Source organism: Microcystis wesenbergii NRERC-220, assembly GCF_032027425.1.
In the GTDB taxonomy this organism is placed as follows: Bacteria; Cyanobacteriota; Cyanobacteriia; order Cyanobacteriales; family Microcystaceae; genus Microcystis; species Microcystis wesenbergii_A.
Genome location: NZ_JAVSJA010000001.1, coordinates 1,398,999 through 1,416,790, shown reverse-complemented (window position 1 = coordinate 1,416,790; position 17,792 = coordinate 1,398,999). Strand labels below are relative to the sequence as shown.

General features: G+C 43.4%; 16 protein-coding genes and 1 pseudogene. 5 read left to right on the top strand and 12 right to left on the bottom strand.

The genetic code is table 11. The features are described 5' to 3' along the window. Positions 1-477: 477 nt before the first annotated feature. Both RAM70_RS06860 and RAM70_RS06855 read right to left on the bottom strand, forming a co-directional pair. Positions 478-1,224 (bottom strand): IS630 family transposase, encoded by a 747-nt coding sequence (locus RAM70_RS06860; RefSeq protein WP_199319158.1) that lies wholly within the window; start codon positions 1,222-1,224, stop codon positions 478-480. Between the two features lie 259 nt (positions 1,225-1,483). Beyond that, positions 1,484-1,735 (bottom strand): annotated as a pseudogene (locus RAM70_RS06855) (AAA family ATPase); the annotation flags it as partial. A gap of 655 nt (positions 1,736-2,390) precedes the next feature. Between RAM70_RS06855 and infC the strand changes: the two are divergent. Together infC and RAM70_RS06845 are read left to right on the top strand one after the other, a co-directional pair. Next, entirely contained in the window at positions 2,391-2,921 is a 531-nt protein-coding gene (gene infC, locus RAM70_RS06850) for a translation initiation factor IF-3 (RefSeq protein WP_045359727.1), read from the top strand. A gap of 781 nt (positions 2,922-3,702) precedes the next feature. After that, positions 3,703-4,476 carry a class I SAM-dependent methyltransferase gene (locus RAM70_RS06845; RefSeq protein ID WP_193745623.1) on the top strand — a complete coding sequence of 258 codons (774 nt, stop codon included), beginning with the start codon at positions 3,703-3,705 and terminating at the stop codon, positions 4,474-4,476. A 160-nt stretch (positions 4,477-4,636) separates the two neighbouring features. On the opposite strand, the gene tnpA is transcribed toward RAM70_RS06845, so the two are convergent. Then, complete coding sequence (gene tnpA, locus RAM70_RS06840) at positions 4,637-5,038, bottom strand: IS200/IS605 family transposase (protein ID WP_045359724.1); 402 nt, start codon at positions 5,036-5,038, stop codon at positions 4,637-4,639. A 50-nt stretch (positions 5,039-5,088) separates the two neighbouring features. On the opposite strand from tnpA, the gene RAM70_RS06835 reads away from it, so the two are divergent. Continuing rightward, the gene (locus tag RAM70_RS06835; protein WP_288002397.1) at positions 5,089-6,312 is read left to right on the top strand and encodes an RNA-guided endonuclease InsQ/TnpB family protein; all 1,224 of its coding nucleotides are present in this window, start codon (positions 5,089-5,091) and stop codon (positions 6,310-6,312) included. A gap of 413 nt (positions 6,313-6,725) precedes the next feature. On the opposite strand, the gene RAM70_RS06830 is transcribed toward RAM70_RS06835, so the two are convergent. The 4 genes from RAM70_RS06830 to RAM70_RS06815 all read right to left on the bottom strand — a co-directional run bounded on the left by RAM70_RS06830 (position 6,726) and on the right by RAM70_RS06815 (position 10,950). Next, the gene (locus RAM70_RS06830) at positions 6,726-7,049 is read right to left on the bottom strand and encodes a (2Fe-2S) ferredoxin domain-containing protein (protein ID WP_045359723.1); all 324 of its coding nucleotides are present in this window, start codon (positions 7,047-7,049) and stop codon (positions 6,726-6,728) included. Between the two features lie 588 nt (positions 7,050-7,637). Beyond that, positions 7,638-8,558 carry a hypothetical protein gene (locus RAM70_RS06825; protein WP_045359722.1) on the bottom strand — a complete coding sequence of 307 codons (921 nt, stop codon included), beginning with the start codon at positions 8,556-8,558 and terminating at the stop codon, positions 7,638-7,640. Between the two features lie 76 nt (positions 8,559-8,634). Beyond that, on the bottom strand, positions 8,635-9,438 hold the full coding sequence (locus tag RAM70_RS06820) for a type 1 glutamine amidotransferase (protein WP_008203505.1): 804 nt from the start codon (positions 9,436-9,438) through the stop codon (positions 8,635-8,637). Between the two features lie 174 nt (positions 9,439-9,612). Continuing rightward, complete coding sequence (locus RAM70_RS06815) at positions 9,613-10,950, bottom strand: Mur ligase family protein (protein WP_190381648.1); 1,338 nt, start codon at positions 10,948-10,950, stop codon at positions 9,613-9,615. A gap of 163 nt (positions 10,951-11,113) precedes the next feature. Here RAM70_RS06815 and RAM70_RS06810 point away from each other — a divergent pair, with 163 nt between their 5' ends. Together RAM70_RS06810 and lptC are read left to right on the top strand one after the other, a co-directional pair. Next, complete coding sequence (locus RAM70_RS06810; protein WP_312672940.1) at positions 11,114-12,304, top strand: HhoA/HhoB/HtrA family serine endopeptidase; 1,191 nt, start codon at positions 11,114-11,116, stop codon at positions 12,302-12,304. A 74-nt stretch (positions 12,305-12,378) separates the two neighbouring features. Continuing rightward, on the top strand, positions 12,379-13,527 hold the full coding sequence (lptC, locus tag RAM70_RS06805; RefSeq protein ID WP_312672938.1) for an LPS export ABC transporter periplasmic protein LptC: 1,149 nt from the start codon (positions 12,379-12,381) through the stop codon (positions 13,525-13,527). A 219-nt stretch (positions 13,528-13,746) separates the two neighbouring features. On the opposite strand, the gene nuoK is transcribed toward lptC, so the two are convergent. From nuoK to pyrE, 5 genes are all read right to left on the bottom strand, one after another. Beyond that, positions 13,747-14,052, bottom strand: a complete 306-nt coding sequence (nuoK, locus tag RAM70_RS06800) for an NADH-quinone oxidoreductase subunit NuoK (RefSeq protein WP_197533180.1) — start codon at positions 14,050-14,052, stop codon at positions 13,747-13,749. 25 nt (positions 14,053-14,077) lie between these two features. Next, on the bottom strand, positions 14,078-14,674 hold the full coding sequence (locus RAM70_RS06795; protein WP_002734810.1) for an NADH-quinone oxidoreductase subunit J: 597 nt from the start codon (positions 14,672-14,674) through the stop codon (positions 14,078-14,080). 145 nt (positions 14,675-14,819) lie between these two features. Further along, positions 14,820-15,392: an NAD(P)H-quinone oxidoreductase subunit I gene (gene ndhI / locus RAM70_RS06790; protein WP_002733194.1), complete on the bottom strand. Its 573-nt coding sequence runs from the start codon at positions 15,390-15,392 to the stop codon at positions 14,820-14,822. A gap of 42 nt (positions 15,393-15,434) precedes the next feature. Continuing rightward, entirely contained in the window at positions 15,435-16,553 is a 1,119-nt protein-coding gene (gene nuoH / locus RAM70_RS06785) for an NADH-quinone oxidoreductase subunit NuoH (RefSeq protein WP_002734266.1), read from the bottom strand. Positions 16,554-17,068: 515 nt separating this feature from the next. After that, positions 17,069-17,758, bottom strand: a complete 690-nt coding sequence (gene pyrE / locus RAM70_RS06780) for an orotate phosphoribosyltransferase (protein WP_312672933.1) — start codon at positions 17,756-17,758, stop codon at positions 17,069-17,071. Between the last annotated feature and the right edge of the window lie 34 nt (positions 17,759-17,792).

Sequence of the window (17,792 nt, the reverse complement as noted above, 5' to 3'; positions counted from 1 at the left end):
AAAATTCTCCTCCTACAGCAGATGTTATGGCCTTTTGTCAACGGGGAAGTCCAGGTATATTTAGGGCTGGCTGAATAAATCTAAAAACCTTGTTGGGTAAGACTTTTAGACCTTTGGTCAATCAAAAAGTACCAGATCCCGGAGTGATCGGGGGGAAAATTCAGGGACTTTTTCCCTGAAAATTAGGTAATTGACCCCCTCAAAATCGCTAAAACCCTACACCCGTTCGGACCTCGGCGTGAGACTTCGGACGTTCGGTGAGACTTCGGCGTGAGCTTTTGTCGAACGCTCAGGCTTCGACGGTGAGATCAGCCGAACCGCCGAACCGCCGAACCGCCGAACCGCCGAACCGCCGAACCGCCGAACCGCCGCGTGAGCTTTTGTCGAACGCTCGGTCGAACGCTGATCTCACGGCCGAAGCCTGCCCCCACGAAAAACTTTTTCAGCAAACCCTATTTACAGCCTTTCTCAGATATATTAGGTACAATAGCAACAGTGTGTGAACCAATTACGAAGGTCTTGTTCCGAGACTTGCTTAAAAGCCTCTTCTAAAGCTTCATCTAGCTCTCGATAAGTTCTCGGTTTTAATTTTCTCAAGATTGACTTGATTTTTGACCAAAAATTTTCAATCGGGGCAAAATCGGGAGAGTAAGGAGGTAAATAAATTAGTTTAGCTCCTTTTTCTGCAACCGCTTTATTGACCTCTTCCCTGAAATTAATTTTACAGTTATCGATATTGATTACCGCACCTTCCCAGAGCTTAGGAACTAATATTCGGATAATAAACGCTTCAAATAAAATCCCAGTTATCGCTCCTAAAAAATTGGCTGTACCCAGAACTTCTTTTTTAGTAATTGCTGTAATAGTAGAAACATTTTGTCCTTTTTTAAGGGGTCGAGTCCCCTGCGCTCTAGTTCCTTTAAGTGAGCGATCGTGGGTTCTGGTCATAGATAGATTTGAACCAGCTTCGTCAAGCGAGATAAGATTTTCCTCGTCTACGTCCATAATTTTATCCTTTGTATTCTTGTCTAAGTTTTTGTACTCTTTCTGTCTCTTTTTCCGGGGGGTGTAGAGTTTTTTGTGGCGAGTCATTCTCAATCGTTCGGCTATTCTTGCCCCTGGGGCAACACTTAGCACTATACCGGTTCTTTCTAGGAACAGTTCTGATAGTTCGGTTAGAGTTGCGTCATTATTTTCTTCAATTAACTCACCTAGGGCGATCATCTGTTCTTGCGTGGAGTTTTAAATGACGGCCACATCGATAAGTTTTCAGTCGAATATCTCCCGTTTCTCGAGATTGCTTCAAAAGCTTTTGTACGAAACTTAAGGCTACGCAGAATCTTTTCGCTAATTGCCTTTGAGAAATGGGTTCGTTATAATAACAGTCTAGGATTTTCTGACGGAACTCTACTGGATAGGATTTCATATTTTGGACAATTTAGCTATCCACAACATTATACTTCATATTTTTGATAAAAGCTGTAAGATCGACTTCTCCACCCCAAGGATCTTTTACCTGGCGATTGACTAACATCTCAACTATAAATTCCCTTTCCGTGGCGTAGTCGTCCTCGTCATATTGGGTAAAAAGTTGGCTAGGATGTCCTCGTTACTCGCTCAAAGCCTTCTTCAGATCGACTTGTGCCAGCCGCACCAACAATTGCCAAGCATCACATAAATTACTCTTACCATCCGCATTAACCCCAGCAACTACAGTAAACGGCGTAAATTCCATTTCAAAATTATCAAAGGATTTAAAGCCATGAACTTTAATAGAGTTCTTGCATAATTAATTTTTGATAGTTCAAAAATGAGAAAAATAGGCATAAAATTGCCTAAAATCCCTAAATAGAGCATTTAATTGATTAATGCTCATTCTTAATTCTCCTGACTACTGACTACTGGCTCGGAGACTCCTCAGCTAAGGTCAGATTTTTGATTTTTGCCAGAGGTCTAATATAAGTAATCCTAGTTTTAGGCAATAAGTAATATTAAAACATCAGCACGGCATTCAACAAATTCTCAAAGGGGAATGGAAGTTTCATGGCGAATTCCACCATACTGGACAATCTTCTCAACTTTCGCCTGATACTTTCCTACTAATAGGATGCGTTCCCTGCTGCAACTCTGACTAAGCAACTAATCGACCAGGGGGAACGCACCTTACCGAATCAATTCCTGAGAGTAGGGAATCTTAGTCTAACAAAGCCCAAGCACAACAGCTTATCTAGCTGACGGCCGCCGGCTGACGGCCGGCGACTAAAAATTAACATTGCAAGAAAACTTAACAATTGGCCAAGAAACTCGATCGAGTAGGTAGAATAGCAAGTAAATCATTTTGTAAACTCCAACCGATTAATTAACCAGAATAGAGATAACCCAGAACGCCTGTGATAGATAAAAGACGCACTACTCGCGATCTCCCCCAAATTAACGAAAGAATCCGCTTTCCTGAAATCCGCGTTATCGATAGCGACGGCTCTCAACTAGGCATTATTACTCCTGCCGAAGCTTTACGCGTGGCCGAAGAAAAGGAACTTGATCTCGTCCTCGTCAGTGAAACGGCAAATCCTCCCGTTTGCCGGATTATGGACTATGGTAAATACAAGTTTGAACAGGAGAAAAAAGCCCGTGAGGCCAAGAAAAAACAGCATACAGCCGATATAAAAGAAGTTAAAATGCGCTATAAAATTGATGAGCATGACTACAACGTGCGAGTCAACCAAGCGCAACGTTTTTTAAAAGCGGGAGATAAGGTAAAAGCGACGATTACCTTCCGAGGCCGGGAAATTCAACACTCTAACCTAGCGGAAGAATTACTGGCGCGCATGGCCAAAGATTTAGAGGATGTAGCTGAGGTACAGCAAGCGCCAAAAAAAGAAGGTCGTAACATGATGATGATGTTATCGCCGAAAAAATAACTAACTAATCCAGAAAAAGGGGCTAAAACCCCTTTTTTGTTCTTCAGAAATCCCCAAAAGAAACCAATAATTTAAAACAAATGTATTATCTGCGAATTAAGTCTCTAGATTGAAATCACAGGCACTCAAACCAAATCCGTTTTTAATAGTATGATTAACTCCCAATCGAACTTTAAAAACCCAGTTATGGATTGTTTCTCCGCATCTCTGGCGCGCCCCTCTCCCTGCTCCCTGATCTCCTATGCCTTTTAAACAGGATTTAGTAAGTATCTAAGCACAATTAATTACACATCTAAGCCACTACTCCGTCAGACTTCTGATGTGAGGAAACAGTGAACTGAAAACTCAAATCCGATCCCTAATAGCTGTATCCCGTCTCCCGTCTCCCGTCTCCCGTCTCCCGTCTCCCGACGACCGTCTCCTATCTCCTGACTCCTATCTCCTGTCTCGACTAGGAAATTAATTTTGCACGACTACTTATCAAATGGGTTGACCTAGTAGCAAAAGAGTATTAAAATAGCTCCATTATTAGGTCAATGACTCTGGATTTAGACATAATAAGCCGCCCCCGCATCTAAATTGGTCTAGGTCGATAAGGAAACAGAGAACGCCAGAACACTGGAAGAGTAAGGTTTATCTGCCTTTTTAGCTAACTTATACAATACCCAGTTTAAATGCGTCTTAGCTTAATCCTAATCCAAATGGCTTCAAGATGGACTACTATGACCCATAGGTGTGTCAGAAAATCTGTATTAATAACTACAATTTGGGAGATTTGATGGTGAAATATAATCTAGACCAGGACAGAGCGCGGAGAGACCGAGAGTTATTCGATGCTATTGCCCTCAAATACGCAAAAAAGGATATTTATCCACCTTCAAGGAGAGCGCGGGCTTTAAGATTTGTCCAAACCCTTAACAAAATACACCTCAACAATCAGTCTGACATTTTGGAAGTGGGGTGCGGTGCTGGCTTTACTGCTGAGTATCTGCGTGGACGCTACGGAACCTATACGGGACTTGATTATTCTCAAGAATTAATCTTGAGTGCCCAACAACGAAATCGATTCTCCAATGCCAGCTTCCAAACAGCAGATTTTTTTGATTACCAAACAGATCATCTCTACGATGTCATTTTCATGATCGGTGTTCTCCATCATATGTCAGATTTGCCCGCCGCTCTGGAAAAATGTCTATACTTGTTAAAACCAGGTGGTTTTCTTGTCGTCAATGAACCCCAAGATGCCAATCCTCTCTTTCAATATCTTAGACAAGTTCGGACTAAGATGGACAAATCCTACTCCGCAGAACAGGAGCAGCTTGATGAAGCACAATTGTTAAAACTATTCCGCTCTTCTGGTTTTGTCAAAACTCTGTCTTATCCGCAAGGATTTTTCTCTACTCCCTTTGCAGAAGTCATGCTTTCTCCACAATGGTTGATGAATCCAATCAGTCAGGCCGCTTGTTTGGTCGATCAAGTATTGGAGAAGTATCTAAGTGGTATTATGAGCAAAATCGCTTGGAATATCGTCGTCTGCGGTCAAAAACCGTTCTAAGCTGTTAAAAATCTAGGTTTATATACTTTGCACTTTCACAACTTGAACTTTTTCCCCAAAGGTAATAGTCCAGAAGAAAGTTCGGCTCTTCTGGTTTCTGTGTGGAGGGAAGAAGAATAGGGATAATTTTATCGAAAATTTGGGTTAAAACCCCGTCGTTTTACGACGGCTTTTCCTGATTTTTGATGTAGCACTTAAGAACTTCCAGAGGCGCACCTCCTACAGAAGAGACGAAATAACTGGGCGACCAAAGAGCGTCTTTCCCGTATGGCTTAGGATATCCAGCTTGTCCATACCTACGACTAGAGACTCCTTTTAAAGAATTGACCATTACAGAAATAGATAGTTTCGGCGGGTATTCAATTAATGCGTGTATGTGATCAGACTCCCCGTTAAATTCCAATATCTGAAAATTCATTTTTTCCGCAACTTCCCTAAAAGAGTTTTCAACCAAAGTCAGGCTTTTACCAGTAAAAACCTTTCTTCTGTATTTTGTCACACAGACCAAGTGTATCTTTAGATCGGAAACAGAGTTTCTTTCTCTTCGCAACTGACTTGACATTATCAACAGACCTAGTTAGAATAGACTACAGACACACACATCTTAACCCAATGAAAGCGAGGTATCAATACCGTATTTACCCAACAGACCAACAAAAGAGGCTTTTGTCTCAGTTGTTTGGGTGTGTGCGTGTTGTCTGGAACGATACTTTAGCTTACTGCCAAGAACTCTATCGACAAGGGGAGAAAAAGCCAAAATATACTGAGTTATCTAAAAGACTAACTCAAGTCAAAAAAACAGAAGAAAGACGGTGGTTAACCGAGGTTTCTTCTATTCCTTTACAACAGTCTTTGAGAGACTTAGAGACTGCTTACTCTAACTTCTTTACATCTTGTAAGGGCGAGAGAAAAGGAAAGAAAGTCAAACCTCCCAAGTTTAAAAAACGTAAATCTAAACAATCAGCAAGATTTACCGATAATGGTTTTACCGTTAACCAACACTGCGTTACTTTAGCAAAAATCGGTGATTTAAGAATCGTTTGGAGTCGTCCATTACCTTCTAAACCTTCTAGTGTCACCGTGATTAAAGACGCATCAGATCGCTATTTTCTTAGTTTTGTCGTCGAGGTTCAGCCCGAAATACTTCCTGATAATGGGGAGTCAGTGGGAATTGATCTAGGGATTGCTACCTTTGCTACCCTCTCAACAGGGGAAAAGATAGACGCACCGAAACCGCTAAAGAAACGATTAAAACGACTAAGAAAAGCACAGAAAAACCTTTCTAGAAAACAGAAAGGAAGTAACCGACGGGAAAAAGCTAGGAAACGAGTAGCTAAAATCCATGCAAAGATTAAAGACACTCGCACTGATTTCTTGCAGAAACTATCCACTAGAGTTGTTCGTGAAAATCAAACGATAATTTTAGAGGATTTAAACACATCGGGAATGGTTAAAAATCGCAAGTTATCTCGTGCCATATCAGATTTAGGATGGCGTTCTTTCCGAGATATGCTATCGGCAAAATCTGATAAATATGGGCGTAATTTTCGGATAATTTCCCGATGGGAGCCAACGTCTCAAAGGTGTTCCTGTTGTGGGAATATCGGCGGTAAGAAAGCATTAAATATCCGTGAGTGGGAATGTCTTTTTTGTGGGACTTTTCATGATAGGGATGTAAACGCCGCAATTAATATCAAGGTCGCCGGTGGACAATCGGAGACTTTAAACGGGCGTGGAGGAAAGTGTAAGACTTCTGTTAAAGAAGCATCATCCCGTGAAGCGTCAACCGTTCGGCTGAGCTCACGGCCGAAGCCCAACCGAAGATCGTTCAATTAAGTTTGTTTGATCTGCCGGGAATCACCGTCCGGCCCCGGCGGTGAGGATGTCAAAGAAATATAGTCTTCAAAGCCTTGCCTAGCAAGACTCCTACGAATGATAATCAGTGCTTATCACACAAAGTAGAGAAGAGCCGAAAGTTAGACTTGAAAAAAAGACAAAGGAGAAAAAAATGCTCTCTCTCTACATCATTGTGTAAGCTTTTTGTTAATGTCACATATTGGGTGCAAGCATTGCGCCCCTAAATTACCCCATATTAGTTGTTATGTGGGGGCCAGGCCATAAGCCCTCCCTCCGATAACTTTTTCTGATAACCATAAGTAAGGGAGAGCCGATAGGGTTCTTCCGTAACCATTTATTGATTATTATTCATTCTTAATTCTCCTGACTACTGACTACTGACTCCTAACCTATCAGGACAATTTTTGACCCTTACCAGAGGTCTCTTGAGGGTGAATGCGTGGATGGAGTAAACGCTCAACTGGTTGACCGTTTTTTAAATGTTCTTCGACAATCTGATTGACATCCTCTGGTTTAACACGACAGTACCAAGTTTCTTCAGGAATAATTCTCACCGTGGGGCTAGTGCTACACTGTCCTTGACAACCACTGGTCATAACGATGACATCTTCTGGGAGAGCTGCCGTTTGCCAAGCTAAAAGAAGCTCGGACGCACCCTCTACCAAACAGGAAGAATGCTGACAGACCATGACAAATCGCTTTTGCGGATAAGACATATTGCCTAAAAAGTTGAAAAATTAGAGAGTTCCCTGGCGATATTCTTGGGAGCAGCTTTGAGGAAGCATACCTTTATTTTGCCCTCAATCCCCGATACTGGCAATATAAAAAAAGGGGGGCTGAAAAATTAACCATCAATCTTTAAAATAGAACTAGGATAACTCCCTGAGAGGGGGACAAGCCAGCTGGAAGTCCCTAATACCAAAGTGGAGATATTCAGCAGTCAATAACAAGATTTCTAGAGCCCATCGCCTTGTAGTGGTTGGGTTGAGCGCAACAATACTGGGTCGAAAATAGCTCAATTCGCTTGTTTAAGCGAAACCCAACAAACCCAAAGGTTAAGCTGCCCGCGCATTTAAATTGCTTGTTGAGACGAGGCAAGAGGCACTCTTGCAAGAGGCAACAGTAAAGGGATTGGGGGAGATTCGGCTAATCTTAAGAATAAGCGCTTTAAATGCGTCTTAGCTTACTCTTGGTTGGGTTTCCTTGCGTCAACCCAACCGACAATAATTGCTGACATCTCCCCAAATCCTAGAGCCAAAAAAGACAGGCATTGAGCCTGTCTAGAAAACAAAACAAATTACCTATCAGTTGGCCACAAATAGGGAGTTTTTTGCGTCAAATTTCCAAGCAATACCGTCGGGATCTCTGATGCGACTCCAATCGGCAAATTCTGTTTCGGATTTATTTTTCTTGTTTCTACCCAAAACGGCCGGGGTAACTCCTAAACGTTTAGCCAAATCCGCCAAACTCATTGATGAGATGGTTTCAGATACAGTGGTTAGAGATTCTTCCTTAACTTCTGATTCTGATTGGGATAAAGAACTGGCAGAACTGTTTAAACTAGGATTAATTATCTCCTCCGGTTCTTGAATTACCGTTTCTTGAACAGCGATTGCTGCGGTATTTTCTTCCTCTTTTTCCTCAAATAATTTACCTAAATTGGTCAGAGGTTGGGAGGAGGAAATAACAGGAACTTCTGGGACAGAATTTTCGCTTTTTTCGGCGACAATCAGGGGGGATTTAGCCTCCTGGGATTGCTCTAAATTGGTCAGGGGATATCTCGATGCCGTAATCGCAGGAATTTGTTTTTCCTCTATTTCTTCTAAAGAGGGGTCACTCTCATCAAAAATACTACCCAAGGTACTGGCGGTGATAAAGTAATAGGCCATACCCTGATCGCCTACAGCTTTTTTTTGCGCCCCAAATTCCTCAGCTTTTTTGTCTAAAAATTGTCTAGCTAATTTGGCCGTGAGATTGGCTTTTGCCGATAGGTCAATCGGGGTGAGACAACCTTGATTGTCCTGTAAAAGTTGATTGAAATAGGGGTTAATCACCGTCGATAATTTTGACCAGCGATAGTCTTGCCACACCTTGACTGCAAGAGTTAAGAAGAAGACCAGTAGGATCAATGGCCAAGCGGTAAAAACAAGGATGATTAGCACCGCTAGGGGGATGATGAGGACGAGAAACCCCGCCGTTTGACGATCGATAATTTTTCCAGTCATAATTTCATAAGCTGCCAGAATTAAAATTCTTAATGGCTAGTTTGACTATCTCCTGCCATAAGTGTATATGACCAGTTTAGGCTTTATTGGTCACGCCGGTTAGTTCTAGTCGTTCAAACATGGCAAATCTTGCTTTCAGAGCCAGAGAATCATCAAGTTTTGTTAAAAAAATCGGTTTTTGATACTTTTGTTCTAAAGCTTTTTGGATTAACCAATCAGCTAAAAAGGGATTTTTGGGTAGTAAGGGACCGTGGGCATAGGTAGCGATCGCATTGTGGTAAAATGCCCCTTCATAACCGTCCTCTCCGTTATTTCCGTAGCCAGTAATCACCTTTCCTAAAGGAGAAACGGTCTGTAAATAGGTACGACCCCCGTGATTTTCAAAGCCAATTACTAGCGGTTTTTCCCCAGTCATAGCTTTAATTTCCTCCGCTAAGGGAGAGGCAGTAATTTCAAAAACCACGTTACCGATACAGCGTTTTGCATTGGGGCCGGGATGTTTACTTACTAGGTCTAATAATCCTAATCCTTCGATTCTTTGACCGAAAGCTGGTTCGTAATAATGCCCTAATAATTGTGGGGAACCACAGGTAAAAACCCCCGGTATTCCTGCCGATAATTGTTCTTTCATCGCTGCCGCTTTTTTACCCTGTAAATCGCGCATAACGATCTCCTGTTGCCGATCCTGCGCTCCACCCCCAACAATTATATCTACTTGATAAAATGTCTCGGCTTCTGTTTGAGCATCTAGGGGAATAATTGTCACGGCAATATCACGCCATTGACATCTTCTTTGGATAGTAATAACATTACCTCGATCGCCGTAGGTACTCATTAAGGTCGGATATAACCAGCCGATTTTTAGTTCTAGTTCTTGCATAATTTTTAATCAGGAGACAGGAGACAGGAGACAGGAGACAGGAGACAGGAGACAGGGGGAATGGGGGGGTGGGGAATGGAGAAATTCAACTAATACCCCAAAACCCTAAAAACCTAAAACCCCAACACCCCAAAACTTAACCCCCCAACACTAATCTTTACTCTTTTCTAATTTCTACAAAATCTTTCGACCCGTGAGAATCTCTCGTACTTCTAACATAGCAGAATAGGTGGGTAAAATATGTAAAGTTTCATCATTTTTGGTGTTATTAAGGGCAATTTGGAGCGCTTTTTTTAGATCGGATTCAACAATTAAATTAACGGGATAAGCGAGACTATCCTGACTATATTGTAAGCGTAAAGCCATATCATAAAGTCGATCGCCCGTTACTACTAAAGTTGTTCCCAAACGGGTTAATTTTTCCGTATCCACATCCCAAATCCAAGAAACATCCGTACCATCGGGGATGCGATCATTGAGAACTAAGAGAGTAGTCGAAGACTTTTCTTTCTGTAAAATATCAGCCACTGCGCGAATTGTTTCATTCATCCCCACGGGATTTTTAGACAGTAAAATTCTAACTTTTTTACCCTCAATTTCTAATTCTTCCGCTCGACCAAAGGCCGCTTTAAAACCCTGAACTGTCTCAAAAATTTCTCGATCTTTAATCCCCAATTCCTGGGCTACTAAACCCGCCGCTAAAGTATTATATTTATTATAAACACCGATTAAAATCTGCGGCCAATCGTGACTATGAAAAGCAGGATTACTCTTTTTAAAGCCACAACTAGGACAACTAAAATCCCCTAAATGGGAGAGATAAACCCCGCGATAATCCAAAGAAGCACCACATTTAGGACAGTAAATAGAATCCACAGCGTGGGGAATTTCTTCCAGATATAATTCCGGCTCACTTAAGCCAAAATATAAAACTCTTTGGCGCAGTTGTTGACCCAAATGAGAAAGGGTCGGATCATCAGCATTGAGAATCACTAAAGTATCGGTGGGCAGGGGAGATATAGCCCCTTGCCAACGGCGACTAATCGTATCCACTTCCCCATAGCGATCGAGTTGATCGCGAAACAAATTTAGAGCTAAAATAGCGCGAGGACGACAATCTTTTAAAACCAAAGGGAGAATATTTTCATCCACTTCTAAAATGGCATAATCAGCCTTTAAAGTGCCGAATAAATTGGCATCGGCTAATAAAGCAGTGATTAAACCATTAATTAAATTTGCCCCGGTGGTATTATGGGTGACTTTTGCCCCTTGACGCTCTAGAATAGTTCTTAGCAGTAGGGAAGTGGTAGTTTTTCCATTCGTGCCAACCACCAAGATTACCCCCCGTCGGACTTGCCCACAAAGTAGCGGCAACAAACGGGGATGGAGACGACGGGCAATTTCCCCCGGCAAGACGCTGGCAGCCCCTAAACGGAGTCCTTTAACCACAGCAGTAACGGTTTTAGCCACCGCTACGGCTATCCCTAAACGGATGCGATCAAACAATTGCATGAAGTGAGATTCTCATAGCTGTTTCGTGATTTTACCCCTAAAAGAAGACCCGTAAACGGGGTAAGTTCCCATTGATTCTTTCCTACCGACAAAAAAGACAGCCTATAATATAGGTAAGTTTGGGGCCGATTCTACCGCACACGACATTTTAGGGCTAGAGCTTATGGGTTTATTGACAAGATTGGGGATTTCACTGGGATTACTCGCCCTAGGCGGTACTGTAGGAGTGCTAGGAAATCAGTATTTAAGCAGAAAAGCACCCCTAGAGGTAAATAAACCGCCGGCAATCCTCCCCGCTTCCCTCTCTCTCCCTGTTATTCCCCAAAACGACGGCAATGTTAATTTTATCGCCCAGGCCGTGCAGAAAGTCGGGCCGGCGGTGGTGCGGATTGACTCGGCCCGGGAAGTGGCCGACCAAATTCCCGAAGAATTTAAACAGCCCTTTTTTCGGCGCTTTTTTGGTAATGAAGTGCCGATTCCCAGGGAGCATTTGGAACGGGGAACCGGTTCTGGATTTATTGTTAGTACAGATGGACTACTTTTAACTAATGCCCATGTGGTGGAAGGGACAACCCAAGTAAAAGTGACTCTGAAAAACGGTCAAACTCATCAGGGTAAAGTCCTGGGGGTTGACAATATGACCGATGTGGCCCTGGTGAAAATCGAGGCGGAAAATTTACCGACGGTGACTTTTGGCAAGGCCGAAACTTTAACCCCCGGAGAGTGGGCGATCGCAATTGGCAATCCCCTAGGCTTAGATAATACTGTTACGGTGGGCATTATTAGCGCCCTAGGACGCACTAGCAGCGAAGTGGGGGTTCCCGATAAACGGGTTCGTTTTATCCAAACCGATGCCGCTATTAACCCCGGCAATTCCGGCGGCCCGTTGCTAAACGCCAAGGGGGAAGTTATCGGCATTAATACGGCAATTCGGGCCGATGCCCAGGGTTTAGGGTTTGCCATTCCCATCGAAACCGCCCAAAAAGTGGCGGGACAGCTATCTAGCAAGGGTAAAGCGGAACATCCCTACATCGGTATCCACATGGTGACGCTAACCCCAGAATTACGGCAGCAATTGAACGAAACTAAAGAATTAAACTTTAATATTGACCAAAATGAAGGGGTAATCGTCCTGCGAGTGGTGGAAAATTCCCCCGCCCAAAAAGCCGGGATGCAAGCGGGTGATATCATCGAAACTGTGGCAGGAAACCCCGTTAAAACCGCCGCCGATGTGCAGCAAGGTGTAGAAACCAGTGCGATCGGTGGTAATCTGGAAATCGAGATTAACCGCAGGGGTAAACAACAAACTCTCACCGTTCAACCAGGGGTTTTTCCCAGCAAAACTAGCGATTAACAATACCGCTCGGTCAAGGGGCGACCCCTTACCCTACACTGGGAGGAGAGAAAATAGCAGCGGAGCGATCGAAATTGAGGCAGCGGTTACAATTAAAACTATCAATTGGGCGCGAGGCTGCCCTCCTAATCGGTTTGCTGGGATTAACGGCCTGTCAACCTCCCGATCCGCCGAAAATTTCGCCGACAGAATCGCCTAAAATTGAAGAAACTGGCCGCTTAATTCTCAATAATGCCACCTTAGAACAGGCTAACCCCTCGGGACAACCCCTCTGGAAAATTCAAGTCAAAAAAGCTACCTACACCCAAGACCAAAAAATTGCCCGTCTGGAAAATATCAAGGGTAATATCTATCAAGATGGGAAAGTAGTTTTACAGGTTAGTGCTGACCGCGGTGAAGTTTATAAGGAAGGCCAGGAAATTCTCCTCAAAGATAATATTGTGGCTGTAGATCCCCGCAATAAGGCCATTATTAACGCGCCTGAATTGCGTTGGCTACCCAAGGAGGGTATTTTAATCTCCCCCAAAGGGATCAAAGGTAGTCATCTACAACTAGAAGCTAAGGCGCGCCAAGGACGGTACGACACGCGCCAAGAAAAACTAGAATTACAAGGTCAAGTGGTGGCTACCGCCAAGGAATCCCGTGTCGTCCTGCAAACCGAGCGCCTGTACTGGGAAATTCCGCAACAGGTCATTAGTACCGATCAAAAAGTCGCTTTTGATCGCTATATTAATAAAACTATTATCGATCGCCTGACTGCTATCGGCGGTCGTTGGGAAAGAAAAAATAATCAGGTTATCCTACAAGAAAACCTCGAATATCGCTCTTTAGAACCACCTTTACAGATTTCTGGTTCTCAGGCAATTTGGAACTATCAAAATCGTAGCCTAACTTCCGATCGCCCCACGGAAATTTTTCAATATCAAGATCAAATCACTATTACCGGTAATCGTGTGGTGGTGGAATTAGGCAATCGTATCGCTTATCTCAAGGATGGGGTTAAGGGAATTAATCAGAAAACTGGGGCGCAATTGTATAGTCAGATCTTAACTTGGAAAATGTCGGAAAAAATTGTCGAGGCCGAGGGGAATATTATCTATGAACAACAGGAACCAAAATTTAATCTCACTGGCGATAAAGCGATCGGCACGTTAGAAGATAATAACATTGTTGTTACCAGTAGCTCGCCCGATCGAGTTGTCACCGAGATTTATCCCCGTTAACAGGGAAAATTGGCAAAAAAAAACTCTCCCCAAAAAAGGGAGAGGGGGGGGTAAATATTTAGGGTTTGCTGAAAAAGTTTTTCGTGGGGACAGGGTGTGGGGTGTGGGGTGTGGGGTGTGGGGTTCACCCCAATGGTCGGCACTTTTTGAGGGAAAAAAAGTTTAAAAACCTTATCCAACAAGGTTTTTAGATTTATTCAGCAAACCCTATTTAAAAGCTTACCATTTGAGCAGATTAAACTGTTCCATATCGATCGTGTCGCGGTTACGATAGATAGTCAGGATAATCGCTAAACCCACGGCTGCCTCGGCTGCCGCTACGGTAATCACGAAAATAGTAAAAATTTGGCCTCTGATATTAGCGGGGTCAAGATAGTTGGAAAAACCCATTAAGTTAATGTTAACAGAATTGAGCATCAATTCGATCGACATTAAAACCCGGACAGCATTGCGACTGGTGACTAAACCGTAAATTCCGATACAAAATAAAGCCGCCGCTAATAACAAATAATACTCTAACTGAATCTGCATGATACCTCTTTCTTTTCTCCTATTTAGGGGCGGTTAATTCTCTAGGTCGTTCGGGTAATGTTAAAGCTGTGGCCGTAGGTTCTTCAGCTTTTAGGGTAGGGATAAGGTCGCGACGAGCTAAAATAATTGCTCCGACCATGGCCATTAATAATAGCACGGAAGCTAATTCAAAGGGTAGCAGGAAATCACTAAAGAAATGCTTACCGATTTCTACTAAAGTATTAGTCACTACTGCGGGAGAAGTGCTAGAAATTGACCAAGGCGTGATTAAAACCATGGTCGATAACAGTACAAATAAACCCACACAAACTAAAGCAGTAGATGCCTGACGAATCCAACGTTTAGGAATATCAGAAAAGTCCTCTTGCTTATTAACAAGCATAATGGCAAAGAGAATTAAAACGTTAATTGCGCCCACATAAATTAGAATTTGTGCCGCCGCTACAAAATCAGCATTTAGTAAGAGATATAAACCTGAAATGCTGATAAAAACACCGCCCAATAAAAAGGCGGAATAAACGATATTAGATAATAGTACCACGCCTAAAGCTGTCCCGATTACTAGGGCTGCTAAAATGCCAAAAGATACTATTTGAACGCCCTCGGCTAAATTCACAGTAGTTTCATCTCCTTTTATGCTTGAGAGTTATTAATTATTAGTTATCAGCTTCTGAAGGCAAGAGGCAACAGGCAAGAGGCAAAAGACAGAATCTGGCAATTCTCCTACCTAAAAACCGTGACGGCTGATAGCTAACTGCTAATTAATCGGTAATTTCTTCCGGACGTTTACCAGCGCGTTGACTACCGGCGGGTAAATCGTGGGGTTCGATGACACCTTTAGGCAGATAACCTAATTCCCTCAGAGGTGTTACCATCGGATCTTGGGTGACTTTGTAGGGTAAACGGCCTAGGGCGACGTTATCATAGTTTAATTCATGACGATCATAGGTCGCTAGTTCGTATTCTTCGGTCATCGACAAACAATTAGTCGGACAGTATTCCACACAATTGCCGCAGAAAATACAGACCCCAAAATCGATACTGTAGTGTTTGAGTTCTTTCTTTTTAATTTCCTTGTTAAAAGTCCAATCCACTACTGGTAAATTAATCGGACAAACTCGCACACAGACTTCACAAGCGATACATTTATCGAACTCAAAGTGAATTCTACCCCGATAACGTTCCGAGGGAATTAACTTTTCGTAGGGATACTGAACGGTAATCGGACGACGACGCATATGGTCGAAGGTAACGGATAAACCTTCGCCGATGTATTTCGCCGCTTGAATGCTACCTTTGGCGTAATCGCTGACTTGTTTGAGAATGTTAAACATGATGGTCAGAGGTATAGTAGGTTAACAGGGCAAAAACGGGAATTAACCGCCAAAAGCAAAGGGAAAAGCTAGTTTTAGGGCGGCGGTAAGTAGTAGGTTAACTAAAGATACCGGTAGGAGGAATTTCCAGCCTAAATCGAGTAATTGGTCAATGCGAACCCGGGGTACGGTCCAACGCAAGAGAATAGCGATGAAGATGAGAAAATAGGCTTTTAATACTGTCATCGTAATCCCTAGGGAAGCGGTGATAATTTGTAGCCAGGGATTGGTTTCACTAACTCCCAACCAGCCGGCCAAAGCATTGACGGGGATAGGAAATTCCCAACCGCCAAGATAGAGGACGGCGAAAACTAGGGCCGACAGCACGAGGTTAACGTAGGAACCCACATAAAAGAGAGCGAATTTCATCCCCGCGTATTCGGTTTGATAACCGGCGACTAATTCCTCCTCCGCTTCAGGTAAATCGAAAGGCAGACGTTCACACTCAGCTAAAGCGGCAATCCAGAAAATCAGAAACCCCACCGGTTGGCGCCAGATATTCCAGCCTAAAATGCCATAACCGGATTGTTGTTCGACAATATCAATGGTACTGAGACTATTAGACATCATCGCGATCGCTAATACCGATAAAGCCAAGGGAATTTCATAACTAATCGATTGCGCCGCCGCCCGCAGGCCTCCCAGCAAGGAATACTTATTATTTGAGGCATAACCCGCCATTAATAAGCCAATGGGGGCAATACTGGACAAGGAAATCCATAAAAAGATTCCCACGTTTAGGTCAGTAATCAGCAGATTTTGGCCGAAGGGGACGATGAGATAGGAGACAAACACCGGCATCACCACCAAAATTGGTCCGAAGAGGAATAACCAAGGGTCGGCCTTAGCGGGGACGACATCTTCTTTAAAAACTAATTTCAGACCGTCGGCGACCGGTTGTAAAACGCCTAAGGGTCCTGCGTATTCCGGCCCGATACGCTGTTGGACGGCGGCGGAAATTTTTCTTTCTAACCAGACGCAGACTAAAACCCCCACCGTGGCGGCTATAATCATCAGGAACATGGGTAAAGGCATCCAAATCGCTTTAGCCAGTCCTCCACTTAATCCCAGGTCTGTTAGGGATTTAATGAAACTTTCTTGTAAATCTATGCCTTGATTCATATTTGGCGATCGCTGTACTTTCGATAGTTCGGCATGGTTTGAAGATTTTTAAGCAAATCTTATAGCCTAGTATACAGTTAGTCGGTCTGAGGGTTATCAGTAAAGTGACAAAGGCTTCAACTCATTAGCAGCCAACAGAGTCAAGCAATCTTGATTCCCCCGCCGAGAATAGCTATTAGTCAATAGTTAGACTCTGAATCTATCAATGTTCCCAGCTGTTTCTTAGCGCCGACAACCTCAGCTAGTGACCAATTATTCACAGGAAAAAAATCTAGTTAAGTAGCTGGTTATAATTAAATTTAAAATGGATTTTAGGTTCGATCCCCCCTGCCCCCCTTGATAAGGGGGGTTTCTGATAATTTTTAACGCCTACCTACTTAACTTATCGTTTAGGCAATGAAAGCAGCCCGCTCGAATCTGTCTTCCTCTTTGTGTTCTTTGTGCCTTTGTGGTTGATCCCCAGAGCCAATCCGACTGTTAAAATCCAGTTATCGAGCGTTTTTCGCCACTCCCCGCTATTTAGTCTGATAAGCCGCCTGTAGATCCCGAATCGAAAACAAAGCTTGAAACTTTATTCCCTGAGATTGGTAAAATTCCGCCCCTCCTTGCTCTCTATCCACCAAAGCAATGATTAAATCTACTTGATAACCGGCATCGCGTAATCTTTCTACCGCTACCATGGCACTTTTGCCCGTTGTCACCACGTCTTCGAGGACAACCACCGCGGCACCAGGGTTTAAAGTCGGCCCCTCGATATAAGCCATAGTACCGTGACCTTTTGCCTCTTTGCGGACGATTAAAGCTGGAATCGGGCGATTTTCGTAGGCAGATACCACACTAACCGCGCTGACAATCGGATCCGCCCCTAGGGTTAATCCTGCCACCGCTTGGGTATCTGGGGGCAGTAGCGACAGCAATAAACGCCCCACGGCTAAAGCTCCTTCAGCAGTGAGGGTAACTTGTTTACCGTTGATATAGTAGCTGCTTTTTTGTCCTGAGGACAGGGTGAAATCCCCTTCCCGATAGGCAAGACGGACAAGAGCATCGAGGAGAAATTGACGCAGGGAAGCAGTATCGAGAGTCGCTACCGAGTAATTAGCCATATTTTCAGGATTGGGAGCCTGACTGACTCCAAAATTTCGGTTACAATTAAGCCAAAAGTCATTATATATTGACTCGATCGCTAGTATTGATTTCTTTCTCATCCCATTGACGCGATTTTTTAATTAACCCTATCCC